Origin of the sequence: Pseudoflavonifractor sp. An44, assembly GCF_002161675.1 — a bacterium.
Taxonomy (GTDB): domain Bacteria; phylum Bacillota; class Clostridia; order Oscillospirales; family Oscillospiraceae; genus Enterenecus; species Enterenecus faecium.
This window is the reverse complement of the sequence record NZ_NFIH01000008.1, coordinates 73,914-94,887: the sequence shown is the minus strand read 5'-3', so window position 1 is coordinate 94,887 and position 20,974 is coordinate 73,914. Positions and strand designations below refer to the sequence as shown.

At 61.0% G+C, this 20,974-nt stretch carries 15 protein-coding genes; 11 read left to right on the top strand and 4 right to left on the bottom strand.

Translation table 11 applies throughout. The features are described from left to right. Window positions 1-132: 132 nt before the first annotated feature. The 8 genes from B5F98_RS05495 (at window position 133) to B5F98_RS05460 (ending at window position 14,789) form a co-directional block, all read left to right on the top strand. Entirely contained in the window at window positions 133-1,611 is a 1,479-nt protein-coding gene (locus B5F98_RS05495; RefSeq protein ID WP_343219395.1) for a sugar ABC transporter ATP-binding protein, read from the top strand. Then, window positions 1,608-2,681 (top strand): ABC transporter permease, encoded by a 1,074-nt coding sequence (locus B5F98_RS05490; RefSeq protein WP_087232880.1) that lies wholly within the window; start codon window positions 1,608-1,610, stop codon window positions 2,679-2,681. Before B5F98_RS05495 ends, B5F98_RS05490 begins: the two co-directional genes overlap by 4 nt. After that, window positions 2,678-3,718 carry a sugar ABC transporter permease YjfF gene (locus tag B5F98_RS05485; protein ID WP_087370201.1) on the top strand — a complete coding sequence of 347 codons (1,041 nt, stop codon included), beginning with the start codon at window positions 2,678-2,680 and terminating at the stop codon, window positions 3,716-3,718. Before B5F98_RS05490 ends, B5F98_RS05485 begins: the two co-directional genes overlap by 4 nt. A 30-nt stretch (window positions 3,719-3,748) precedes the next feature. Then, window positions 3,749-5,335, top strand: coding sequence for an FGGY-family carbohydrate kinase (locus B5F98_RS05480; RefSeq protein WP_087370199.1), 1,587 nt, complete (start codon window positions 3,749-3,751; stop codon window positions 5,333-5,335). Between the two features lie 25 nt (window positions 5,336-5,360). Then, complete coding sequence (gene araA / locus B5F98_RS05475) at window positions 5,361-6,839, top strand: L-arabinose isomerase (protein WP_206418094.1); 1,479 nt, start codon at window positions 5,361-5,363, stop codon at window positions 6,837-6,839. A 208-nt stretch (window positions 6,840-7,047) separates the two neighbouring features. Next, window positions 7,048-7,899 carry a transketolase gene (locus B5F98_RS05470; protein WP_087370195.1) on the top strand — a complete coding sequence of 284 codons (852 nt, stop codon included), beginning with the start codon at window positions 7,048-7,050 and terminating at the stop codon, window positions 7,897-7,899. Window position 7,900: 1 nt separating this feature from the next. After that, window positions 7,901-8,842 carry a transketolase family protein gene (locus B5F98_RS05465; protein ID WP_087370193.1) on the top strand — a complete coding sequence of 314 codons (942 nt, stop codon included), beginning with the start codon at window positions 7,901-7,903 and terminating at the stop codon, window positions 8,840-8,842. A gap of 325 nt (window positions 8,843-9,167) precedes the next feature. Beyond that, the gene (locus B5F98_RS05460; RefSeq protein ID WP_158099793.1) at window positions 9,168-14,789 is read left to right on the top strand and encodes a discoidin domain-containing protein; all 5,622 of its coding nucleotides are present in this window, start codon (window positions 9,168-9,170) and stop codon (window positions 14,787-14,789) included. Window positions 14,790-15,682: 893 nt separating this feature from the next. Here the strand turns inward: B5F98_RS05460 and B5F98_RS05455 are convergent. The 4 genes from B5F98_RS05455 to B5F98_RS05440 all read right to left on the bottom strand — a co-directional run bounded on the left by B5F98_RS05455 (window position 15,683) and on the right by B5F98_RS05440 (window position 18,827). Next, window positions 15,683-16,684, bottom strand: coding sequence for an ATP-binding protein (locus tag B5F98_RS05455; protein WP_087370189.1), 1,002 nt, complete (start codon window positions 16,682-16,684; stop codon window positions 15,683-15,685). Further along, window positions 16,685-17,671 (bottom strand): DnaD domain protein, encoded by a 987-nt coding sequence (locus B5F98_RS05450; RefSeq protein ID WP_087370187.1) that lies wholly within the window; start codon window positions 17,669-17,671, stop codon window positions 16,685-16,687. It abuts the gene before it with no gap. Between the two features lie 114 nt (window positions 17,672-17,785). Beyond that, window positions 17,786-18,478 (bottom strand): LrgB family protein, encoded by a 693-nt coding sequence (locus B5F98_RS05445; RefSeq protein ID WP_087370185.1) that lies wholly within the window; start codon window positions 18,476-18,478, stop codon window positions 17,786-17,788. Beyond that, complete coding sequence (locus tag B5F98_RS05440) at window positions 18,471-18,827, bottom strand: CidA/LrgA family protein (RefSeq protein ID WP_087370183.1); 357 nt, start codon at window positions 18,825-18,827, stop codon at window positions 18,471-18,473. The genes B5F98_RS05445 and B5F98_RS05440 overlap by 8 nt, the downstream gene beginning before the upstream one ends. Window positions 18,828-19,020: 193 nt before the next feature. Here B5F98_RS05440 and B5F98_RS05435 point away from each other — a divergent pair, with 193 nt between their 5' ends. Genes B5F98_RS05435 through B5F98_RS05425 form a run of 3 tightly spaced genes read left to right on the top strand, consistent with a single transcriptional unit; the run spans window position 19,021 to window position 20,919 of the window. Further along, entirely contained in the window at window positions 19,021-19,389 is a 369-nt protein-coding gene (locus B5F98_RS05435) for a GntR family transcriptional regulator (RefSeq protein ID WP_087370181.1), read from the top strand. Continuing rightward, a complete protein-coding gene (locus B5F98_RS05430; RefSeq protein WP_087370179.1) occupies window positions 19,386-20,117 on the top strand; it encodes an ABC transporter ATP-binding protein in 732 nt (243 codons plus the stop codon). Before B5F98_RS05435 ends, B5F98_RS05430 begins: the two co-directional genes overlap by 4 nt. Beyond that, a complete protein-coding gene (locus B5F98_RS05425; protein ID WP_087370177.1) occupies window positions 20,107-20,919 on the top strand; it encodes a hypothetical protein in 813 nt (270 codons plus the stop codon). The genes B5F98_RS05430 and B5F98_RS05425 overlap by 11 nt, the downstream gene beginning before the upstream one ends. Window positions 20,920-20,974: the final 55 nt, after the last annotated feature.

Sequence of the window (20,974 nt, the reverse complement as noted above, 5' to 3'; positions counted from 1 at the left end):
CCGGAAAAACTCCATAGAATATAAACATCCAGGGGGACCCCGGCACTTCCCGGGGTCCCCTTTTCAACCCAAAACTCTGTGAGGTGAACCACTTTGGAAGGTAATATCGTACTCACTGCCCGAGGCATCACCATGACCTTTCCCGGCGTTAAGGCGCTGGACGGGGTGGACTTGACCCTGCGTAAGGGTGAGATCCACGCCCTGATGGGAGAAAACGGTGCAGGAAAATCCACCCTCATCAAGTGCCTGACCGGCATCAACGATTTTGAGGCCGGAGAGATCCGCATTGACGGCATTGACGGGCCGGTGAAGAACCACTCTACTTTGGATGCCCAGAAGGTGGGCATCTCCACCGTGTATCAGGAGGTCAACCTGTGCCCCAACCTCAGCGTGGCCGAGAACCTGTACATTGGCCGTGAGCCCAAGACTTTCATCGGTACCATTGACCGCAAGAAGATGTACCGGAAGGCCGAGGAACTGGTCAAGCGTCTGGAAATTGACGTGGATGTGTACCAGAACCTGGAGAACTACTCCCTGGCCATCCAGCAGATGATCGCCATCGCCCGTGCGGTGGATATGGATTGTAAGGTTTTGATTTTGGACGAGCCCACCTCCTCTCTGGACGACGTGGAAGTGGACAAGCTCTTTGTTATGATGAACCAGCTCAAGCAAAATGGCGTGAGCATCGTCTTCGTCACTCACTTCCTGGAGCAGGTATACGCCGTGTGTGACCGGATTACCGTGCTGCGCAACGGTACCTTTGTGGGTGAGTACCCTGTGGACGAGCTGCCCCGGGTCAAGCTGGTGGCTGCCATGATGGGTAAAGATTTCGATGATTTGGCCAGCATTAAGCCGGAAGGATTTGATACCCTCAAGGACGCTCCCATGCAGATTGAGGCACAGGGGCTGAGTCACAAGGGTACCATCAAGCCCTTCGATTTGAACCTGCGCAAGGGAGAGGTGATTGGCCTGACCGGCCTGCTGGGTTCCGGCCGTTCCGAGCTGGCCCGTGTGATCTACGGCGCGGACAAGGCCCAGACCGGTACCTTGAAGGTGGCGGGCAAAGAGGCCAAGATCAACCAGCCCATTGATGCCATGCAGATGGGCATGGGCTTGCTGCCCGACGACCGCAAGGCTGAGGGTATCATCGGCGACCTGTCTGTGCGTGAGAACATCATCTTGGCCCTTCAGGCCAAGCGTGGTATGTTCCACCTGATTCCCCGGGCACAGCAGGACAAAATGGCCGACCACTACATCAAGATGCTCCAGATTAAGACCGCCTCTCGGGAGACTCCCATCAAGCAGCTGTCCGGCGGCAACCAGCAGAAGGTGATTTTGGGCCGCTGGCTGGCCACCGACCCGGATTTCCTCATTCTGGACGAGCCCACCCGTGGTATCGACGTGGGCACCAAGACCGAGATTCAAAAGCTCATCATCCACCTGGCCCAAGAGGGCAAGAGCATTATGTTTATCTCCTCTGAGATCGAAGAGATGCTGCGTACCTGTAACCGCATGGCGGTGCTCCGTGACGGTGCCAAGGTGGGCGAGCTGGAAGGCGAACTGACCCAGGAGCGGGTTATGAGTGCCATTGCAGGAGGTTTTGACGAATGACAACTCTCAAGAAATTTTCCCGCCAGCAGCTGTTCCTTCCAATCGTGTGCGTGCTGCTGGTGCTGGCCGTAAACATCGTGTACGATGTGGCAAACGGCGATGTATTTTATAACTTTTTCAAGATTTCCATGACCAACGGCATTTTCCAGGGCCGTCTGGTAAACATCCTCAACCGTGGCAGTGAGGTTGCCATTCTGGCCATCGGTATGACGTTGGTGGTCTCCGCCTCCGCCGGTACGGATATTTCCGTGGGCTCGGTGATGAGCCTGTGCGCCTCCTTCTGCTGTATGCTCATTGCCGGATTCGGCGTTTCCTCTGTGGATTCCGTCACCCCCGCCTCTCTGGCTCTGGGCTTTGCCGGTGCCATCCTGATGGGCTGCCTGTGCGGCGCCTTCAACGGCGCTCTGGTGTCCTACTTGGGCATTCAGCCCATGGTGGCCACGCTGATTCTCTGGTCGGCGGCCCGTGCCATCGGCCTGCTGCTGTGCAACAACCTGATTGTGTATGTGCGTGTGCCTGAGTACGGCGTGCTGGGTGGCTACCTGTTCGGCATTCCCACCCCCCTCATCGTGGTGATCGTATGCGTGCTCATTACCACCCTGCTGCTGAAGTACACGGCCCTGGGTCTGTACATCCAGTCGGTGGGTATCAACAAGCGGGCCAGCCGCATCGCCGGCCTGAACTCCAAGCGCATCATCTTCCTGTGCTACCTGGTGTGCGGCCTGTGCGCTGCCATCGCTGGCCTGGTGGCTTCCTCCCGAATCACCAGTGCAGACTCCAACAACATCGGCTTGAACATGGAGCTGGACGCCATCCTGGCCGTGGCTCTGGGCGGCAACGCCCTGAGCGGCGGTAAGTTTAACCTGGCTGGCTCCATCATCGGTGCCTATACCATTCAGGCCATTACCACCACGATGTACAACCTGGGCGTGTCCACCGAGGTCACCCCTGTGTTCAAAGCTGTTGTGGTAATTATTATCGTGGCCATCCAGGCACCCCCTGTGAAGGCCTGGTTCAACAAGCGCAGTGCCGCTAAGGCCGCTGCCAAGAAGGAGGTGGCCAAGGTATGAGCAAGAAACCTGCCAATGCCTTGAAAAGCGTCAAAGAGATGAACAGCAACACCATGTTGCTGATGATTACCATTGTTTTGTTCTTTGTGCTCTATGCTGGCGGCTGCGTGGCCTATGCCAGCAGAGGATTCCTCACCGTTCAGACCTTCCTCAACGTGCTGCGCAGCAGCGCCGGCCTGATCTGTGTGGCCAGCGGCATGACCTGCGTCATGCTCACCGGCGGCATTGACATCTCGGTGGGCTCTCTGGTGGCTCTGGACTGTATGATTCTGGCCTATGGCATGACCGAGATGAACATGAGCGCTCCTGTGGCTGTGATTCTGGTGCTGGTGCTGGGCCTGGTCTTTGGCCTGGTGCAGGGCTTCTTCATCGGATACCTGCAGATTCAGCCCTTCATCGTCACCATGGCTGGTATGTTCTTCGCCCGCGGCATGGTGGCTGTCATCTCCACCGCCCAGCTGTCCATCACCAGCGGTGCCTTCTATGATCTGGCTACCTTCCGCATCTACCTGCCCTTCGGCGGCACCATCAACCGGGCTGGAAAGATGATTATGCCCTACTTCGGCGTGGGTGTTATCATCGCTGTGGTGGTGCTGATCCTGGTGTTCCTGATGCTGCGTTACACCAAGTTTGGCCGCTCCCTGTACGCGGTAGGCGGCAATGAGCAGTCCGCTGCCATGATGGGTCTGAACGTGAAGCGGACCAAGATGATGGCCTATGTGCTCTGCTCTCTGCTGTGCTCCATCGGCGGCATTTGCTACTTCCTCAATACCACCAGCGCCAGCGTCAACCAGGCCACCGGCTTGGAGATGGACGCCATCGCCTCCGCGGTTATCGGTGGTACGCTGCTGACCGGTGGTGTTGGTAACGTCATCGGCACCCTGTTCGGCGTGCTCATCAACGGTACCATCGCCAGCATCGTGCAGTTCAACGGTAAGCTGGCCAGCTCCTGGCCCAACATTCTCACCGCTGCCTTGCTGTGCTTCTTCATCGTGCTGCAGAGTGTGTTTGCCCTGCTGAAAAACCGCAAGAAATAAGTTTGAAATTTCTCACAGGAGGGTTGCTCCATGGATATGAAAGAATTTCTCGCAAACGGTCAGGCCTGTCTGGGCATCGAGCTGGGCTCCACCCGCATCAAGGCGGTGCTCATCGGCCCTGACCACGCCCCCATCGCCTCCGGCGACCACAGCTGGGAGAACCGCTATGAGGGCGGCTACTGGACCTACTCCCTGGAGGACGTGTGGACCGGGCTGCAAGACGCCTACGCCCACCTGTCCGCCGATGTGGAAGCCCGCTACGGGGTGAAGCTGACCCGTGTGGCCTCCATGGGCTTCTCCGCCATGATGCACGGCTACCTCCCCTTCGGCCATGAGGGCCAGCTGCTGGCCCCCTTCCGCACCTGGCGCAACACCACCACCGGACAGGCCGCTGAGATTCTCAGCGAGCGGTTCAACTTCAACATTCCCCAGCGCTGGTCCATTGCCCACCTGTACCAGGCCATCCTCAACGGCGAGGACCACGTGCCCGACGTGGCCTTTATCACCACGCTGGCGGGCTACGTGCACTGGAAGCTCACCGGGGAGAATGTCCTGGGTGTGGGCGACGCCAGCGGCGTGTTCCCCATTGACTCCAACACCTGCGACTACGACCAGGCCATGGTGGACAGCTTTGACGCCCTGGTGGCCGACAAGGGCTTCCCCTGGAAGCTCCGGGATATCCTGCCCCGGGTGGCGGTGGCTGGCGACAACGCCGGCACCCTCACCGCCGAGGGGGCCAAGCTGCTGGACCCCACCGGGACCTTGCAGCCCGGCGCCATCCTCTGCCCCCCCGAGGGGGACGCTGGCACCGGCATGGCCGCCACCAACGCCGTGGCCAAGCGCACCGGCAACGTGTCGGCGGGCACCTCGGTGTTCTCCATGATCGTGCTGGAGAAGCCCCTGAGCCGCCGCTACGAGGAGATCGACATGGTCACCACCCCCGACGGGGCTCCCGTGGCCATGGTCCACTGCAACAACTGCACCAATGAGATCAACGCCTGGGCGGAGGTCTTCTCCGGCCTGCTCACCGCTCTGGGCCATGAGGTGGACAAAAACGCCCTGTACACCGCCATGTTTACCTCCGCTCTGGAGGGCAAGGCGGACGGGGACGGGCTCCTGCTCTATAACTACCTGTCCGGCGAGCCGGTCACCGGCCTCAGCGACGGCCGCCCCCTGCTGGTGCGTGGCCCCGAGGCACACCTGAACTTTGCAAACTTCATGCGCACCCAGCTCTATTCCGCCCTGGCCACCTTGAAGGTGGGCCTGGACATTCTGGGTGAGGAGCATGTGGCGGTGGACCGCCTCATGGGCCACGGCGGATTCTTCAAGACCCCCGTGGTGGGCCAGCGCATTCTGGCTGCCGCCGCCAACAGCCCCGTAGCCACCATGGAGACCGCCGGAGAGGGCGGACCCTGGGGCATGGCCCTGCTGGCCGCCTATGCGGTACATAAGACCGACGGCCAGTCCCTCCAGGACTACCTGAACACCCAGGTCTTTGGCGACCAGAAGGTGTCTGTGGTGGAGCCTCAGGCCGAGGACGTGGAGGGCTTCACCAACTTTATGGTGCACTATAAGGCGGGCCTGGCTGTGGAGCGGGCCGCCGTGGAACACGTATAAATAAAAACTTGACATAACGGAGGTTATGAACATGAGCAACAAAGAATTTTGGTTTGTCGTGGGCAGCCAGTTCCTGTATGGCCCCGAAGTGCTGGAGATCGTGGATCGCCGCGCCGCCGAGATGGTGGACACCCTCAACGCCACCGGAAACCTGCCCTGCAAGCTGGTATACAAGGTCACGGCCAAGACCAACAAGGAGATCGCCGACGTGGTGAAGGCCGCCAACTATGACGACAACTGCTGCGGTATCGTCACTTGGTGCCACACCTTCTCCCCCTCCAAGATGTGGATCAACGGCTTTGTCAACCTGCAAAAGCCCTACTGCCACCTGGCCACCCAGTACAACCTGGAGATCCCCAACGAGGAGATCGACATGGACTTCATGAACCTCAACCAGGCCGCCCACGGCGACCGGGAGCACGGCTTCATCGCCGCCCGTCTGCGCATGCCCCGCAAGGTCATCGCCGGCTACTGGAAGGACGAAGAGGTCCAGAAGCGTCTGGGCCGCTGGATGCGCACCTGCCTGGGTGTGGACTTCTCCCGCAACCTGAAGGTGATGCGCTTTGGCGACAACATGCGGGAAGTGGCCGTCACTGAGGGCGACAAGGTGGAAGTGCAGGCCAAGCTGGGCTGGCAGGTGAACACCTGGGCCGTGGGCGATCTGGTGGAAGTGATGAACCAGGTCACCGACGCCGAGATTGACGAGCTGATGGAGGTCTATAAGGCCAACTATGATATCGCCACCGACAACGTGGAGGCCATTCGCTACCAGGCTCGGGAAGAGATCGCCATGAAGAAGATGATGGACGCAGAAGGGTGCAAGGCCTTCTCCAACACCTTCCAGGATCTCTACGGCATGGAGCAGCTGCCCGGCCTGGCCAGCCAGCACCTGATGGCTCAGGGCTACGGCTACGGCGGCGAGGGCGACTGGAAGGTGTCCGCCATGACCGCCATCATGAAGGTCATGGGTGAGAACGGCAACGGCGCCTCCGGCTTCATGGAGGACTACACCTACCACCTGGTGCCCGGCCACCAGTACTCCCTGGGCGCCCACATGCTGGAGGTGTGCCCCTCTCTGGCCTCTGCCCGGCCCCGCATTGAGACCCACCACCTGGGCATCGGCATGAACCGCAAGGACCCCGCCCGCCTGGTGTTCGAGGGCAAGGAAGGGGACGGCATTGTGGTCTCCCTCATCGACATGGGCGGCCGCCTGCGCCTGATCTGCCAGGACATCCACTGCGTCAAGCCCATCATGGACATGCCCAACCTGCCCGTGGCCCGGGTCATGTGGACCGCTGAGCCCTCTCTCACCACCGGTGTGGAGTGCTGGATCACCGCTGGCGGCGCCCACCACACCGTCCTCAGCTACGACGTCACCGCCGAGCAGATGAAGGACTGGGCCAACATCATGGGCATCGAGTTTGTCCACATCAGCAAGGATACCACCGTGGAAGGCCTGGAAAAGGAACTGTTCTGGAACGACCTGGCCTGGAAGCTGAAGTAATCAGCCATACGCAATCATAAATATTGTTTATTATTCCTTCCTCCCTCAAACCTGTGCCCCAGGGGTGTGCGTGGCACGCCCCTGGGGCCAATCCGGCAAAGAAGTCCACGGACTTCTTTACCAAAAGGATTGCATGAATTTGTCTATGCCCCAAGGGTGTGTCTGGCATACCTCTGGGGTTTTCTGATATGAAAAGGAGTTTGAAACTATGACCGCAGCTGAAAAAAAGCAACTGGCGGTGACCGCCTGCAAGGTACGCATGGGTGTCATCGAGGGCACCCACGCCGCCAAGGCCGGACATCCCGGCGGCTCTCTGTCCGCCGCCGACCTGTTTACCTATCTCTATTTTAAAGAAATGCGCATCGACCCCGCCAATCCCCGCTGGGAGGATCGGGACCGCTTTGTCCTCTCCAAGGGCCACACCGCCCCCGGCCTCTACGCCGCTCTGGCCAACCGGGGCTACTTCCCCGTGGAGGACCTGCTCACCCTGCGCCAGATTGGCAGCCACCTCCAGGGCCACCCCAACATGAACCTGACCCCCGGTGTGGATATGTCCACCGGGTCCCTGGGCCAGGGCCTGTCCGCTGCCGCTGGCATGGCCAAGGGCGCCAAGTTCCTGGGCAAGGACATCAACGTCTACTCCCTGCTGGGCGACGGCGAGCTGGCCGAGGGCCAGATCTGGGAGGCCACCATGTTTGCCGCCCACTATAAGCTGGACAACCTGTGCATCATCGTGGACATCAACGGCTTGCAAATTGACGGTCGCACCTGCGACGTGATGAACACCGAGCCTGTGGATGCCAAGTTCGCCGCCTTCGGCTGCGACGTGGTGAAGGTGAACGGCCACGACTTCCAGGAGCTGGAGGACGCCTTCGCCAAGTTCCACGCCAACCACGGCACCGGAAAGCCCACCGCCATCCTCATGAAGACAACCAAGGGCAAGGGCGTGTCCTATATGGAAAATCAGGCCGGGTGGCACGGCAAGGCCCCCAACGACCAGGAGTATGAGCAGGCCATGGGCGAGTTGAAGGCCCAGCTGGCAGAAGTGGAGGGGATGTAACATGGCAGACGTGAAGAAAATCGCAACCCGTGAGAGCTACGGCAACGCCCTCAAGGAGCTGGGCGAGACCCACGCCGATCTGGTGGTGCTGGACGCCGACCTGGCCGGGGCCACCAAGACGGGCATCTTCAAAAAGGCCTTCCCGGACCGCCACTTCGACTGCGGCATTGCCGAGGCCAACATGGTCAACGTGGCTGCGGGTCTGTCCACCATGGGCCTGGTGCCTTTCGCCGCCACCTTCGCCATGTTCGCCGCCGGGCGGGCCTATGAGCAGGTGCGCAACACCATCGGCTACCCCCACCTGAACGTGAAGATCGGCGCCACCCACGGCGGTATCTCCGTGGGCGAGGACGGCGCTTCCCACCAGTGCTGTGAGGATTTCGCCCTCATGCGCACCATTCCCGGCATGACCGTCATGTCTCCCGCCGATGACGTGGAGGCCCGCAAGATGGTGAAGGCCGCCTACGAGATGGAAGGCCCCGTGTATATGCGCTTTGGCCGTGCTGCGGTTCCCGTCATTCACGACGAGGACTATGAGTTCCAGATTGGCAAGGGCGAGGTGCTCACCGATGGCACCGACGTGGCCATCATCGCCAACGGCCTGCTGGTGGCCGAGGCTTTGGAGGCCGCTGAGACCCTGGCCCAGGCCGGTATCTCCGCCCGGGTCATCAACATGGCCACCATCAAGCCTCTGGACGAGGAGCTGGTGCTGAAGGCCGCAAAGGAGTGCGGCAAAATCATCACCTGTGAGGAGCACAACGTGCTGGGCGGCCTGGGCGAGGCCGTGTGCGGCGTGCTGGCCGAGCAGTGCCCCACCCCCGTGCGCCGCATCGGCGTCAACGACGAGTTTGGCCACTCCGGCCCCGCCGGAGCCCTCCTCAAGCAGTTCGGCCTGTGCGCCGACCACATTGTGGAGGTGGCCCGGGACTTCGTGGGTAAGTAAAAAATTGCTGCTACCATTTTCTCCCCTGCCTGCGGGCAGGGGAGATTTTTTGTTTTTTCGGCCCGGCCCAAAATAGTTTTTAGTAAAAATATGCCTGACAAAAAACTGGAATTGGAAACATTTCCAATTGAATTTCAGCGATTTTTCAGAGTTTTAAAGAAAACATACCACTTTGTACAATTTCACATGGATGCGAAATGGAATCTCTTGTGTTTTCGCATAAAGCATGTTACACTTATCCTGCGTATTTGTGCAGAGGGGTGTTTTGCGCCCTTCGGCACGCCGGACCGGATTTTTACCGGGAATGAAAAGAAGGAGGAATATCATGTTCCAAAAGAAACGGCTGCTTGCAGGCGCTTTGGCCCTGGTGATGGGCGCAAACCTGGTAACGGTTGGCGCATTCGCCCGTGGCGAGAGTCGCTCGACCAGCACACAGACTTCCTCTCCTGAGGAGACGGTCTACGTCAACACCTACGGCGGGGACAGCCGCACCGTGGACTTCAATGACCACTGGCGGTTCAACCTGGGCAGCGGCGACGCAGACCCCAACTACAACGACTCCGCTTGGCGGGACGTGGATCTGCCCCACGACTACAGCATCGAGCAGGAGTACAGCAAGAGCGGCGAGGCCGAGAGCGGCTACTTGCTGGGCGGCACCGGCTGGTACCGCAAGACCTTCTCCATCACCCCTGAGTGGAAGAACAAGGTCGTATCTGTCAACTTCGGCGGCGTGTACATGAACGCCACCGTCTACCTCAACGGCCATGAGCTGGGCTTCCACCCCTATGGCTACACCTCTTTTGCCTTCGAGCTGCCCCAGGAGTACCTGAACTATGAGGGCGACAACGTGCTGGCCGTAAAGGTGGAGCACCAGACTCCCTCCAGCCGTTGGTATTCCGGCAGCGGTATCTACCGCTCCGTGCACCTGACCGTCACCGATCCCGTGCATGTGGACCGCAACGGTACTTACATCACCACCCCCAATCTGGCTGAGTCCAACGGCGCCGACGGCACCGTGAACGTGGTCACCACCGTGGCCAACCAGAGCGGTGAGGCCGCCAACGTGGTGGTGCGTCAGAGCATCTACGAGCTGGGCGGCGAGCAGTCCGTGGCTTCTGTCACCGGCGAGACCGTCACCGTGGACGCTGGCTCCACCCAGGACGTGACCCTCACTGCCAAGGTGGACAGCCCCAAGCTGTGGGACACTGACAACCCCAACCTGTACACCGCCGTCACTGAGGTGCTGGTGGACGAGCAGGTGGTGGACACCTATACCACCGAGTTCGGCTTCCGCTGGACGGAGTTCAACAACGACTCCACTGGTTTTGAGCTCAACGGTGTGCCCACCCGTCTCAAGGGCGTGTGTATGCACCACGACCAGGGCGCTCTGGGCTCCGAGGCCTGGTACCGGGCCATCGAGCGCCAGGTGGAGATCCTGAAGGAGATGGGCTGCAACGCCATCCGCGTTACCCATAACCCCGCCGCTCCTGAGCTGGTGGAGATCGCCAACCGCAAGGGCATCATGCTCATCGACGAGGCCTTCGACACCTGGACTCTGCCCAAGAACGGCAACACCCAGGACTACTCCAAGTGGTTCAACGTGACCATCGCCGAGGGCAACAACATCCTGGGCGGCGAGACTGGCATGACCTGGGCTGAGTTCGACGTGAAGGCCATGGCCAACCAGGACAAGAACGCCCCCTCCGTCATCATGTACTCCCTGGGCAATGAGATCTTCGAGGGCGTATCCTACGCTGGCTACAGCAACTATCCCACCATCGCCCAGAACCTCATTGACTGGATCAAAGAGGTGGACACCACCCGTCCTCCCACGTTTGGCGACAACAAGCTCAAGGAGAACTGGGACATCGCCAACAAGGTCGCCGCTGTGGTGGCCGAGAATGGCGGCATCATCGGCTACAACTACTCCACCGCTGCCCACCTGCAGACTGGTGTGAGCAAGGGCTGGCTGGTGTACCACTCTGAGACGGCCTCTGCCGTCACCAGCCGCGGCGTGTATGACCGCAAGGGCAACCGTGTGGATGTGGGCGGCGACCGCCTGCTGACCTCCTACGACAAGAGCACCGTGGGCTGGGGCGCCGTGGCGGCCGATGCCTGGTGGCGTGTGCTCCAGCTGGACGCCTCCATGGGCGAGTTTGTGTGGACTGGCTTTGACTACATCGGCGAGCCCACCCCCTGGAACGGCACCGGCACTGGCGCTGTGGGCGGCTGGCCCTCTCCCAAGTCCTCTTACTTCGGCATCATCGACACCAACGGCCTGCCCAAGGACAGCTACTATCTGTATCAGAGCCAGTGGAACGACGATGTGACCACCCTCCATGTGCTGCCCACCTGGGACGAGGACGATGTGTCCAAGGACAGCAACAACAAGGTGGAAGTGGTTGTGTACTCCGACGCCCCCGTGGTGAAGGTCTACCTCAACGGTGAGGAAGTGGGCACTGCCACCTCCACCGTGACCACCACCGATGCCGGTTACACCTACCGCACCTTTACCTCCGGCACCGGCACCTATACCCAGAAGTCCGGCTATGAGAGCCTGTATGCCACCTTCATGGTGCCCTATGCCGCTGGTACTCTGGAAGTCAAGGCCTTTGACGAAAATGGCGACCAGATCACCGAGACCGAGGGCCGCAGCGTGGTGAAGACCACCTCCGGCGCCTCTCAGCTCACCCTTTCCGCTGACCGTGATTCCATCGTGGCCGACGGCGACGACCTGAGCTACATCACCATCGACGTCAAGGACGCCAACGGCAACCTGGTCAACACCAACGACGTGAACGTCCAGCTCTCCATCGAGGGCGAGGGCACCATCGTGGGCGTGGACAACGGCCGTCAGATCGACCACACCTCTTATCAGAGCCTGTCCCGCAACGCTGCCGCTGGCCAGCTGGTGGCCATCGTGCAGTCCACCGACAAGGCCGGTGAGTTTACCGTCACCGCCAAGGCCAACGGCGTGAAGGCTGGCTCCGTCACCGTCACCACCACTCCTGTGAAGGACGAGGGCGGCAACAACCCCGTCATCAGCTATGACATCTCCCGCTATCACTATGTGAAGGTGGGCAACGCCCCTGTTCTGCCCGACACCGTGGAGGTTACCTACAAGGACGGCTCCACCAAGGAGCTGGGCGTGACCTGGAACGCCTACAACGAGGACCTCATCCAGGAGGTTGGCGCCTTCACCATCAGTGGCGTCATCGATGAGGTGAACGTCACCACCACCGTCAACATCAACATGCTGGACCAGGTGGCTGCTCTGCTCAACTACTCCACCGCCGTGCGCAAGGATGGCCAGGTGACTCTGCCTGCTTCCCGTCCCGCCGTGCTGGCCAATGGCGACATCCTCAACGCTGAGTTCCCCGTGGAGTGGAACATTCCCGATGACCTCACCGCCACCGTGGGCACCAAGACCGTGCAGGGCACCAGCCAGGTGTTCGGCGAGGAGATCTCTGTCACTGCCTCCATCCGTGTGGCTGAGGGCGACGTGACCATCGGCGGCAACGTGGCTTCCAACGCCGCTGAGCTGACCCAGAGCATCCCCAAGGAACTCCAGAGCGACACCCTGGAGGCCATCCGTGACGGCTCCACCGAGGTGGATCCCAACCTGGACGGCGGCCCCAACGAGAGCACCTGGAGCAACTTCGACTCCGCTCAGGCTGGCAACAAGTCCGCTTCCATCGCCTTCCGCTATGACACCGCCCAGTACCTGGGCCAGGTGGTGCTGTACTTTGCCACCGACAGCTACTCCGCCGCTCTGCCCTCCGATGTGAAGATGGAAGTCAGCGGCAACGGCATTGAGTGGACCCCCCTGGACATCACCAAGGGCGAGGAAACCAAGCCCCACACCAACGTCACCCGCATCGCCTACACCTTCGAGCCCCAGGATGCCGTGAACTTCCGCATCACCGTCACCAACAAGGAAGGCGATCCCGCTTCTGCTGCCACTTCTTACTGCGTCAGCCTCACCGAGGTGGAGCTGAATGTGGCTCAGACCAGCTTCCCCATCAACAGCTCTGACGCCCTCACCGGCATCACCGTCAACGGCAAGGCTTGGAACGACAGCCAGCTGGCTGCCCGCACCTATGACACCCAGGCTCTGCTGGTGGATACCCTGGAAGTGGACAACGGCAACAACGTTGCCTACACCGTCATCCCCGCCCACGACAACGTGGTGAAGATCCTCACCGAGTCTGAGGACCACGCCACCCGTGGCACCTACACCATCAACCTGGCCGTCAGCGGCTCCACCAACAACGATCCCACCGATGGCAGCCGCGACTATGACTACACCAAGACCACTGCCACCGCTGCCAGCCAGCAGCTGCCCCAGTCCGGCAGAGAGGGCCCTGTGGAGCTGGCTTTGGACAACAACTCCGAAACCTTCTGGCACACCAAGTGGAGCGAGTATCTGGAGAACAGCCCGGAGAAGCGCTGGATTCAGCTGGAGCTGGCTGAGGCCACCGTGCTGGACGCCCTGCGTTATCAGCCCCGTAACTCTGTGGCCAACGGTATCGTCACCGAGTACCGGGTGGAAGTGAGCATGACCGGCGAGGACGGCTCCTGGACCACCGTGGCCACCGGCACTTGGGGCCACAACACCGATTGGAAGATCGCCGTGTTCAATGAGCCCGTGGAGGCCAAGTTCGTGCGTCTGTACGGCGTGCAGACCCGCGGCGGCACTGGCGACGTGGCCAACCGCTTCATGTCCTGCGCCGAGCTGCGCGTGCGCATGGCCGAGGAGAAGCTCGACCTGTCCGACGCCACCGTCACTCTGGAGAAGGACGTGTTCGCCTACACTGGCTCCGCCATTGAGCCCATGCCCACCGTGGTTCTGGGCGACAAGACCCTGAAGTACGGCGTGGACTTCGCTGTGGACTACGCCAACAACGTGGAGCCCGGCACCGCCACCCTCACCGTGCGTGGTATCGTGGACTACTCCGGCACCGTGGAGAAGACCTTCACCATCTCCCAGGACGTGGAGCCCACTCCCGAGCCCACTGAGACTCCCGAGCCTACTCCCGAACCCACTGTGGAGCCCACTCCTGAACCCACTCCCGAGCCCACTCCCGAACCCACTCCTGAACCCACTCCCGAGCCCACTCCCGAGCCCAGCGATGTGAACAAGGAGCTGCTGGAGAAGACCATCGCCTATGCCGAGACCCTGTCCACCGAGGGCGTCACCGATACCGCCAAGGCTGCCTTCGAGAAGGCCCTCACCGAGGCCAAGGCTGTGATGGCCGACGCCGACGCCACCCAGGAGGAGGTCAATACCGCTTGGGACAACCTGCTGGAGGGCATCTGGGGTCTGGGCCTGACTCAGGGCGACAAGACCATGCTGAACCTGGTCATCGACCGTGCCGAGGCCATGATGGACGAGGCCGACAAGTATGTGGAGACCAACTGGCAGCAGCTGGTGGACGCTCTGAAGGCTGCCCAGGACGTGGCCGCTGACGGCGACGCCATGCAGGAGGACGTGGACAAGGCCGCTGGTGACCTGCTCAACGCCATTCTGGCCCAGCGGTACAAGGCGGACAAGTCCATCCTGGAAGGCCTCATCGGCAAGGCCGAGAGCATGGACCTGACCGGCTACACCGCTGAGTCTGTGGCTACCTTCCGCACCGCTCTGGCCAATGCCCAGGCTGTGATGGCTGACGCCACCCTGTCTGAGGACGACCAGAAGACTGTGGACGCCGCTGCCGAGCAGCTGGATGCCGCCATCCGTGGCCTGACCACCGAGAGCGGCGAGACTCCCAACGCCACTGACAAGCCCGAGACTTCCCAGAAGCCCGACGCCACTCAGAAGCCTGAGGGCGAGAAGCCCGCTCCGACCGGCGACACCAACAACGTGATGGTGCCCGTGATCGTGGTGGTTGTCTGCGTGGTGGCTCTGGTGGCTGTGGTTGTGGTTGCCCGTAAGCGCAAGCACTAATTCACACCCCACTGAGCACAAAACCTCATAGGGAACCGAACACCCCCGGACCGACTGGTCCGGGGGTGTTTTTGCGTCTGTGGGGGTTTATTGGCACCCTTGCACGTGCCTTGTCAGAGATTTGTTCTTCGTTTATTTCTCTTTTCCAGCCCTCCGGCCTGGTGGGGACGCTTCCCGCTGGGGGTTCCTTTTGGTCGGGCAAAAGGAACCAAAACCCGCTTAGGGCGTTCCCCCCTAAGGACCTCCCTGGGGTACAAGGCTGGGCCTGCGTCAATCCTAAATTCGGCCCGTTACCCTTGGTGTGGCTCCTGTTACTGTTACCACATCAGGCTATCCTGGCAGCTGGCCCTATGGCTGGACGGTTTCCATGTCCGGGCCTACCCTGGAGAAGCGGCGTTCCCGCCGCCGATAGCTGGGAACAGCGACTCACCAGAGTCAGGCCCTGGCGATAGAAGCACTGTCTACCAGAGAAGTAGGTACTTTCTGTAGAAGTTCCACACCATCTATGTGACCCTACTAGCCCAAGGGCCGAAGCAAGGAGAACGCAGGTGCATCCAGTACCGCGGGGTGGATTCCACAAGGCGGGGGAAGGCCCCGCCTTTGGCGATTCTTTCCCCGATTTCTCATCGGGGAGAAATCGGGCCCAGCGGAGCGTCCCCGGCGGGGGCGCTGGTTTGCGCCGGAGAAATCGGAGAAGGACAATCCTTCCGGGCGCCTTTTTCATGCACAAATAAAAAAAGGCTCCGGGGCACCGCTGCCCCGGAGCAAAAAGAAAGAAGAAAAAGGAGAAATGAAATGAAAAGAAGAAATCACTCTTGCTTGCAAGAATAAGGATACCCGCAATTCATTACAAATATTCATGTCCAATTGTTACAAAAGAATAAAATATTTTTCTATCTCCTCATCCGCCGAATGTCGTCCCCGTAGAAGGTCAGCTCCTGATAGGCCCCCGCCAGCCGGGACACCACCTGTGGAGTGTACCGGGCACCAATCTGCTCCATGGACAGATTGGTGGAGATGATGGTGTGTTTGCCCCCTTGCAGGCGGCTGTTCACCACCTCGTACAGGGTAGACTGGGCCAGGGGCGTGGTGAGCTCGCTGCCCAGGTCGTCCAGGATGAGCAGGTCACAGTTCAGATACCGCCGGGTGTCGTCCCGGGCCTGCCGCTCCTGGCCCAAATCCCGGGAAAACTTCTTGGCCTCAAAGGTGGAAAACAGGCTGATGGCGGTGTCGTACACCACCGAGTACCCACGCCCCGACACCTCCCGGGCGATGCACCCGGACAAAAAGGTCTTGCCCAGTCCGGTGCCGCCGGAGAGCAGCAGGTTGTGGAGGGGATAGTCGGGGAAGCGGCGGGCGAACCCCTCGCACACCGTCACCACCCGCTTCATGTTCTCCCGGGGGGAGCGCTTCCCCTCCCAGGGCTGGTCGGAGTACACGTCCAGGCGCAGGCGGTCGAAGTTCTGCTCGTCGGTGAGGTTCAGAAGGGCGGTGAGGGCCTTCATCTGCTCCTGGGCGCACAGCTCCTTGAGACAGGTGCACATCTCCGCCCCCGCCCATCCACTGTCTCCGCATTTGGTGCAGGCGGGGGTGGGGTCCAGGGCGTCGGGCTCATAGCCCAGGGTGTGCAGCAGCTCCGCCCGCTGGGCCTGGAGCTCCAAGTTGCGCCGCCGAATGTCGGCGATCTCCGGGCCGTCGGCCTGGATGGGCTTGCCGGAGATGGCCAGCCCCGCCAACTCCGCCATGGTGCCCCCAATGGCCCGGTCCAGCTCCCTCAGCCGGGGCTGGCGGCGGTAGAGCTCCTGTTCCAGGTCCCAGCGGCGGCGTTCCCGAATCTCTTTCCGCCGGGCCAGCCGGGCAGAGGCCCGCTGGACAATGGCTGCATCGTAGGACATTTAGTTCCCACCTTTCTCCTGTTCCTGCAAGAATTGGTCCAGCCAGTCCGCCTGCTGCTGGATGCGGCTGGCGCTGGGCTGGTAGTTCTCCTGGGGCCTGGCCCCCTGGGTCTGGGGCTGGGCCTTGCGGGTCTGTCCGCCCCGTTCCTGCTCCACCTGCTGGGGGGTGGTATAGCCGGACTTTTTCCAGGACTCCAGAATTTTATTCACATAGGGCCAATTCATCTGACCCTTGCGGAAAATGGTGCGCTCATAGGCCAGGTGAATCATCTCATCCGAGAAGCCCCACTGGACCCAGCGGTGGATGTACTCCCGCTCCTTGTCGATGGCGGGCCGCTTCTGGGTGACCCCCACGGCGGACAGTACCCCCCATTCCCGCTGGTCGATGCTCTCCTGGTCTCGCAGGTATTCCTCCGCCCGCTCCACCGTGGTGATGCCCAGCCGCTTCCACCGGAAGGCCTCCCGCTTCACCTCGGTCATCCGAGGCAGGGGAGAGGCGTCCCCCTTTTGGCGGCGGCTGGCGCGGACGACGTACCCGGCCAGCATGAAGATGACCTCCACAGGCAGGGCCAGATAGTCGTAGATGGTGTACAGGCTTTTCAGGTCGGTGTCCGAGAACACCCGGCCCAGCAGCCGCTCCATCTCCCGGGACAGCCCATAGAAGCTCTGTTCCCGCTCCAGGGCGTCGGCGATGTCCCCGCGGGTGTACTCCGGGGGGCGGTCGTCCTGCACCGGGGCGGCCTGAGGGGCAGGGGAGACGCCGGGGCAACTGCCCTGGGCCAGCCCCATGGCGGTGAGCCGGGCAAAGGCGGCGCTCATGCGGCCGGGGTCCCACCCCAGCTGGGTGGCGGCCTGGTCCGGGTTGCTCCCCGCCTGGAGCAGGGCCAGATATAGAAGGGCGCAGTCCCCGTCCCCCGCATCCACCAGACGGCGGGCGGCCTGGGCGGTCATGGACAGCACCTCATTGGGCAACAGCAGCACGGACATGGGACTCACCTCCTTGTTTTTTCTCGTGTACCGTCTATTTTACATGAAATCCCCGAACCTGACAACAGAAAAATCCCGGCAAGTCCGGAGACTGCCGGGATTTCATGGGATCAGTTACAGAAATTGTGCAAACACCGAGGCGGACACCACGGTGAGCACCCCCGCCACCGCAATGGCCAGGCTGCTCATGGCGCCCTCCACCTCGCCCAACTCCATGGCCTTGGCGGTGCCAATGGCGTGGGCGGAGTTGCCCAGGGCCAGGCCCTTGGCGATGGGGTGTTTGATGCGGAAGGTGGAGAAGATGAAATCGCCAATGACATTGCCCAAAATTCCCGTGACAATGATGACGGCGGTGGTGATGGCCACCACGCCCCCCAGCTCCCGGGACAGATCCATGCCGATGGCGGTGGTCACCGACTTGGGCAGCAGGGTCACATACAGCTGGTGGTCCAGCCCGAAGAGCACCGCCAGGGCCAGAATGCCCAGCCCTCCGGCGATGATGCCCGCCCCCAGGCCGCAGAGAATGGCCAGCCAGTGGGTTTTCAGCAGCGACAGCTGCCGATACAGGGGCACTGCCAGGGCCACCGTGGCGGGGGTGAGCAGGTAGGACAGGTACTGGGCCCCCTCATAGTAGTCGTCATAGGGGATGCCCAGGGCTTTGTTGAACAGGATGACACAGCAGATGGCAATGAGCAGGGGATTGAGGATGGCCAGGGCGAACTTCCGCCGCAGCAGCAGCCCCACCTCATAGGCGATGAGGCTCACACCCACCCCGAAAAACAGGGAATTACCCAGAAACTCAGTCATGCTTCTCCCTCCATTTCATGACAAACTGGGTCACGTGACCCGTGACCACCATCACCAGCACCGTGGTGAGCACCATGATGACCAGCACAGGCACCAGCACCGGGCGCAGCTGCTCCCAGCTCTCGGTGAGCCCCACGGCGGCGGGCACGAACATCACCGGCATGATCTCAATGAGAAAGTCCGAGGCCCGCTCCACCTGGTCCAGGCGGAGAGTCCCGGTGCACAGGCAGAGCAGCATCAGCACCAGGCCGTACACGCTGGCCGGCACCGGCAGAGGCAGCAGGGCGTGGAGCCCTTCCCCCACCAGGGATAGCAGCAGAATGATGAGAAATTGACGCAATAGTTTCAAGGAGACCCCTCCAAGCATGGAAATATACGTTCCAAATAGTAGCCTTCCCGGCCCAAGTTGTCAAGCTTCAAAGTGTATAAAACCCCAAGGCTTCGGCTTCATCTTTCTTGCCAGATTCCTCCGGTTTCACCTTGACAGGGGAGGTGGAGATGTGTATACTTGTATTAAGCCAATAATACAAGGAGGTGGACGGATGGGTTGGAATGTAGAGGGCAGCGGCCCCATCTGGATGCAGCTGCACCGGCAATTGATGCAGCGGATTTCCTCGGGGGTGTATCCCCGGGGGAGCAAAATTCCCACCGTTCGGGAGCTGGCCGCCGAGGCTGGGGTGAATCCCAACACCATGCAGCGGGCGCTTTCTCAGCTGGAGGCGGACGGACTGGTGGTGACCAACCGGACGGCGGGGCGCACCGTCACCGAGGACGGGGAAGTGCTGGCCAAAATGTGCCGCCAGCTGGCCCGAGAGCAGATTCAGACCTATTTTGACGGCATGAAGCGGCTGGGATTTACCACTCAGCAGGCCAAAGAGTTTGTGCAAACCTGGAAGGAGGAAGAGAGATGAACCAAGATCTGATTGTATGTCAAGGGCTGGGCAAGACCTTTTCCCACACCAAGGCCCTCACCGATGTGAATCTGAACATCGGGCGGGGGAAGCTGGTGGGGTTGCTGGGGCCCAACGGCTCGGGCAAGACCACCCTCATTAAGCTCCTGTGCGGGCTGTTGCAGCCCAGCTTTGGGGAGCTGACCATCAACGGCTACACCCCCGGGGTGGAGACCAAGGCCCATGTGAGCTATCTGCCTGACCGGATGTACTTTGCCGACTGGATGAAAACCCGGGATTTGCTCAGCTTTTTCCAGGATTTCTACCCGGATTTTGACCGCAAAAAGGCGGAGGACATGTGCGCCAGCCTGAAGATTCAGCCCGGCGACCGCATCAAGTCCATGTCCAAGGGCACCAAGGAGAAGCTGCAGCTGTGTCTGGCCATGAGCCGCCAGTCCTACCTGTATCTGTTGGATGAGCCCATCGCCGGGGTGGACCCGGCAGCCCGGGACTTTATTTTGAACACGATTCTGACCAATTATAACCCCGAGGCCACCGTGCTCATCTCCACCCACCTCATTGGAGACGTGGAGCGGGTGCTGGACGAGGTGGTGTTCCTCCAGCAGGGCCGGGTGTTGGGGCACGAGGCCGTAGACGACATCCGGGCCCGGGAGGGCAAGAGCGTGGACGATGTGTTCCGGGACATGTTCCGGGCCAATCCTCAGGGAGGTGACTACTATGCTGGCTAAACTGCTGAAATATGACTTCAAAGCCATGTTCAAGATTTTCCTGCCCCTGTGGGGTGTGCTGCTGGTGGTGTCCGGGATCAACCGCCTGTTTACGGGTGCTGGCCTGGATGCCGAGCAGGGCCTGGGTCTGGTCAACTCCCTGATGGTGCTGCTGTATGTGCTGCTGATTATGGCGGTGATGGTGGTGACCACGGTGATCATCATTGCCCGGTTTTATCAGGGGCTCTTGAAGGATGAGGGCTACCTCATGTTCACCATTCCCGTCAAGCCCTGGCAGCTGGTGGCCTCCAAGCTCATCAGCGCTGTGGTGATCTCCATGCTCAGCGTCCTGGTGGCGATTGTCAGTGTACTGATCATTGCCAGTTATCAGGGCTTCTTCTACGACTTGACCCAGGTGTGGGAAGTCCTGGGCGCCATGACCCCCAACGCCAACGGACTGGCGATTCTGTCGGTGGTGTCTGTGTTTGTGGGGCTGATCTGTGCGGTGTCCCAGGTGTACGCTTCCATGGCCCTGGGCCATCTGGCAGGCAGCCATCGGGTGGGCTTTGCCGTGCTGGCCTTCATTGTGCTCAGCGTCATCTGGTCCACCGTGGGCTCGGTCATCGGCATGTTTGGCTACCCGGATGTGACCACCTCTCTGACCACGGTGACCACCCAGTCCGATGCGGTCCAGGTCATGACTGTGTTCTCGGATGTGATGGGTGCCGCCCTGGTCTGGGGCCTGGTGCTGGACGTGGTGCGCTGCGTGGTTCACCTGGGCATCACCAACTACATCCTCAGCCGTCGGCTGAACCTGGAGTAATCCGTTCATTTTGGCCTGGATTCTTCGGTAAGGAGGCCAGCCCAAGCAGAAGAGA